Raw genomic sequence first — 4636 nt, 5'->3', positions numbered from 1 at the left:
AACCGGTGATCTTGGCCGCTATACAGAAACGGGTCTTATCGAGTTCCTTGGCCGCAAAGATACCCAGGTCAAAGTCAACGGATACAGAATTGAACTGGGGGAAATCGAAACAATCCTCGAAAGGCATCCAGACATCGCCCAGGCGGTGGTGGTTCCAACAGAGGCAAGTTTGATGGCCTTTGTGTCTCCTGAAAATCAAAGCATACCCACAAAAGAGGTTTTGGGATCTTGGGTGGATTACCTGCGTAACCGGTTACCTGTCTACATGGTCCCACGCGCCCTAATACCGATTGAGACATTACCTGTAACAAGGAATGGAAAAGTGGATCGCAAAGCTCTTGCCGCCAAAGCAATCTCCCATACCCAGACTGAAGAAAAGACGATGCTGTCCACCACTACGGTGTCTTCGGGGAACGCGATCCAAAAGAAGCTCATGAACATTGTGGCTGATGTTCTAAATCGAGATCGGGTTGGGCTTGATGACAACTTCTTTGATCTAGGCGGTGGATCGATCGAGATTGTTTTGATCCATCGCCAGCTGGAAGGCCAGTTTGATACTGAAATCCAGATTACCGACCTGTTTCGGCTTGGAACCATTCGGCGAGTTGCCGATCACCTGTCCAACAATGCCGATCCGTCCGATCAAATTACATCAGTCAAAGCGCAAGCGAAGACACGAGGCGAGCGACGTAAGGAAGTTGGTCGCCGTCGCCGATCATCGCAAAAGGCGAAATGTGCAGTCAAGGCGAGGAATGAGCCATGAGCTTCAACGATACTGACATCGCGATCATAGGCATGAACTGCCGGTTCCCCGGCATTGATGGGCTAGATGCGTTTGAAGCCTGCCTTCGTGATGGAAGAGACATGTTGGCCCCAGTTGTTCAAGAGCTTGAAGGCGGTGGACGGCGGGTAATTTTGAACGCCACAGTTCCCGGATTAAAGGCGTTTGATGCCGATCGGTTTGGTTATACTCATCAGGAAGCACGCATCGCCGATCCTCAACAAAGGCTGTTTCTCGAGACTGTTTGGGAAATGCTGGAAATGGCTGGTTATTCGCCAAAACACATCCAGCCGACCACCGGGATATTTTCGGGCGTTAGCACCAGCTATTACTTGCTCTACCATCTGCTGGGGCATTCGAGTGAAGTTCGAAACTCGAGTGATTTGCAAGTAATGATCGGTAATGACAAAGATCATTTGACATCGCAGATAGCTTATCGTTTGGACCTGACTGGGCCAACGGTAACCGTTCAGGCTAGTTGTGCGACCTCCCTCGTCGCAACCCATCTTGCTTGTGAGAGCCTAAACAGTGGGCAATGTGATCTGGCGATTTCGGGGGGTGTTTCGCTGCGAGTGCCCTCCCAAAAAGATTATGATTTTCAACCTGGTGGCCTTTTGTCAGAAGATGGGGCGATCCATGCCTTCGATGCCAATGCCAGTGGCACCGTTTACAGCAGCGGCGTGGCAACGCTTTTGTTGAAGCGTGCCGAAGATGCCGTTCAAGATGGAGACCAAATCTTTGCGCTTATTTCTGGCTCAGCGATAAACAATGACGGAGCGCAACGCGTTGGGTACACGGCACCTGCCGTTAATGGGCAGGTCCGAGCCTTGATGGAGGCTCAGGAGGTTGCAGATGTCAATGCCCGAGACATTACCTATATCGAAGCACACGGAAGTGGAACGCCATTAGGTGACCGTATTGAGTTGGATGCTTTGTATGAGGCTTTCCAACAGTCCAACTCTGCGACCATTGAAGCAGGCTCTTGCGGGCTGGGGTCGGTCAAGACAAACATTGGGCATTGTGAAATGGCGGCGGGTGCAGCGGGCCTGATAAAGACAGCATTGTCTTTGAAGTCAGGCAAGCTGTTTCCAAGCTTGCATTTCGAGACGCCTGCACAGGAGTTGATGCAGGATGGGTCCCCGTTTTACGTGAATGACCAGCTATGCGATTGGCCCGTAGACCGTCCGCGGATTGCGGGCGTGAGTTCCTTTGGACTTGGTGGGAACAATGCGCACGCGATCCTAAGAGCTTACGATCCGCCCGAGAGCACGCCCCAAGATATGGCTGAAGAACAGCCAGAACTGCTTGTTCTATCGGCCCGCAATCAAGATCAGTTCAGCACATACGAACGCTCTTTGATTAGTGCTGCAGGGACTCTGGATCGCAGTGATGTTGCTCACACACTACGTGTCGGTCGCGAAGCGGACCCATTTCGCAAAGCAGTGGTTTGGAGGCAGGGCCAGTCAATTGCCGATGCATTGACCCATGCGGATGTTATAGCGTCTGCTGAAAAGCAGATCGTTCTGTTGCTTTCTCCTAATGCCGCTTTGAGCGATGAGTGCGTAATAAGTTTGTGTCGTCTCATGCCAGAAGTTTTGGATCAAATGCCAGAGCTTGTGACTGAACATTCGCTCAAAGATTATCCCAACTGGACGCCAGAGCGCCGCATCGCCTTCTCTACGTCTGTTATCTTTGCGTTTTTAGACCAGTTGGAGTGCACACCAGCTGCAGTGCTGTTCGCAGGCAATAAAGACGATGCTACTGCGCTATGGTCGTTTTTGATGAGGCAAGTTGAAGAGCGGCCATGCTTTTACTGCAATGAGACTGGCTGGGTACCGGTAACAGGTGACAGTGTGTTCGCTACGATAAGCGACGTCACACAGCAGTTGGAGATTACCAATCCGTTCGTTTTAGGATTTGGCAGTAATGGCGATGTGCAAACGGACCAAGCCTTCTACCACTTCGAAGGACAGGCCTCTTATTCTGATCTCATCAGCAGTTTCGGACAGGCTTGGGCACACGGGGTACCAGTCAACTGGCAGAACTGGCCTGGTACACAAAGTGCGCGCCGGATCAGGATCCCACGGCCCGAGTTCATTCGCAATGATTTTTGGATTGAGATGCCAGACGTCAACTCCAATGCTTTGGAGTTTAGCTCGAAGGATCGCTCGACGCAAAAAATGGCAGAGATGGACAGCCAAGGAGTTTTCGATTGCGTCAAGGAGACTTGGGAAGAAGTGTTCGGAACCGAACTTGAGAACGAAGACGCCAACTTCTTTGAACTGGGTGGGCATTCGCTTTTAGCAGCACGTTTGATCACGTTGCTTCAGGAACGGTTGGGTGTCACCGTTCCGATGAGCGCTTTTTTCGAGGCCCCAACAGTCGCGGGACTTGCTTCTGCGTGTCAGCAACAAGCTACGCAGAACAAAGTCTTCAGTCCTCAAGAGGTCGTGCAAGAACCGGATAATCTTAACAAACCCTTCGCGCTGACAGATGTTCAATTGGCGTATTGGGTTGGGCGTCAATCTTCATTGGCATTAGGTGATGTCGCCACGCACATCTATTTCGAGTTCGATTTACCTGACTTCTCGCACGTCCAATTCAAGGATGCTGTGAACAAGGTGATTGCACGCCATCCAATGTTGCGTGCAGTGATCAAAGAAGACGGGACCCAGCAGATACTGGAGTCAGTTCCACGCTTTACGATTGAAGACATTCCGGCGGATGATTGGAATTCGGGTGCGTTCCAAGCGGCGACCAAACGACTGCGGTCGAAAATGTCCCATCAGGTGACGGATTGTAGTCAATGGCCGCTTTTCGATATTCGCGCTGTGACGGTTGATAGCGGGCAAGCACGGCTACATGTGTCTTTTGATCTTCTGATTGCCGATGCCTGGAGTATCGAGCTCTTTATGCGCGAAGTTTCATATCTTTATCGGCAACCCAAGATCGATTTACCTGCATTGTCGTTTAGTTTTCGCGACCATGTTCTGACGAGTAAGAAAGCGGAAGAAAGCGAGGCGTTCCAAGCTGCTAAATCTTATTGGGAAGAGCGAATTCCAACGCTGCCGATGGGACCTGATCTGCCTCTGGAAACAGCCCCAGCATCATTAACGGCACCGAAATTTGTTCGCAGGACCAAAGTGCTCGATCGTCCCTTTGTCACCCGACTTCAGTCCTTGGCTTCGCAGAATGCGCTGACAATGACCGGGCTTATGATGAGCTGCTTCGCTAGTGTTCTGGCGCGGTGGAGCCGCGATCCGCATTTCTGTATCAATCTCACGCTCTTCAATCGCCCAACTGTGCACCCCGACATTCTAGAGGTGATCGGAGACTTCACCACGTTAAACATCATGGAAATCGACTTCCGTGGTGATGGCAGCTTTCTCGACAAAGCACAAAAGGTGCAACGTCAGATCTGGCAAGATCTTGATCACCGGTTGTTCAGTGGTGTGCAGGTGTCGCGGCGACTGACCAAACGCAATGGTTCAGCGCAGGAAAGCGTGATCCCGGTTGTGTTCACCAGTCTGCTTAATCAAGATAGTGTTGATTGGGCTGATGAGACGAATGACACCCTGGGAGCTGATAATTTTTACACTATCAGTCAGACCCCGCAGGTTTGGCTTGATCATCAGGTTATGGAGCGAGACGGGTGTCTTTATCTAAACTGGGATGCAGTTGAGGAGTTATTTGACGCGCGCATTCTGGATGAGATGTTTGCATCCTATGTTGCGATTCTTGAAGGATTGGCGCTGGATCCGACCTTGCTGGAAGCGGCTGATTTACCGCGGTTGCCCGCGGTTGCGTTGCCGGTGGCCGAGAGTGCTCTCCCAGTTGCAAGCCTACATGATGGGC

2 protein-coding genes are annotated in these 4636 nt (G+C 51.3%); both read left to right on the top strand.

Annotated elements, in window-relative coordinates:
* A partial coding sequence (locus PsAD46_RS05030) for a phosphopantetheine-binding protein (RefSeq protein ID WP_244273174.1) occupies window positions 1-763 on the top strand: 763 nt, incomplete at its 5' end.
* The coding region (locus tag PsAD46_RS05025) for a beta-ketoacyl synthase N-terminal-like domain-containing protein (RefSeq protein WP_084404342.1) at window positions 760-4636 on the top strand (3877 nt) is incomplete at its 3' end. The genes PsAD46_RS05030 and PsAD46_RS05025, both read left to right, overlap by 4 nt.

This window comes from Pseudovibrio sp. Ad46, assembly GCF_001623065.1.
Taxonomy (GTDB): domain Bacteria; phylum Pseudomonadota; class Alphaproteobacteria; order Rhizobiales; family Stappiaceae; genus Pseudovibrio.
Note: the sequence above shows the minus strand (reverse complement) of the source record. Positions and strands in the feature narration are given on the sequence as shown.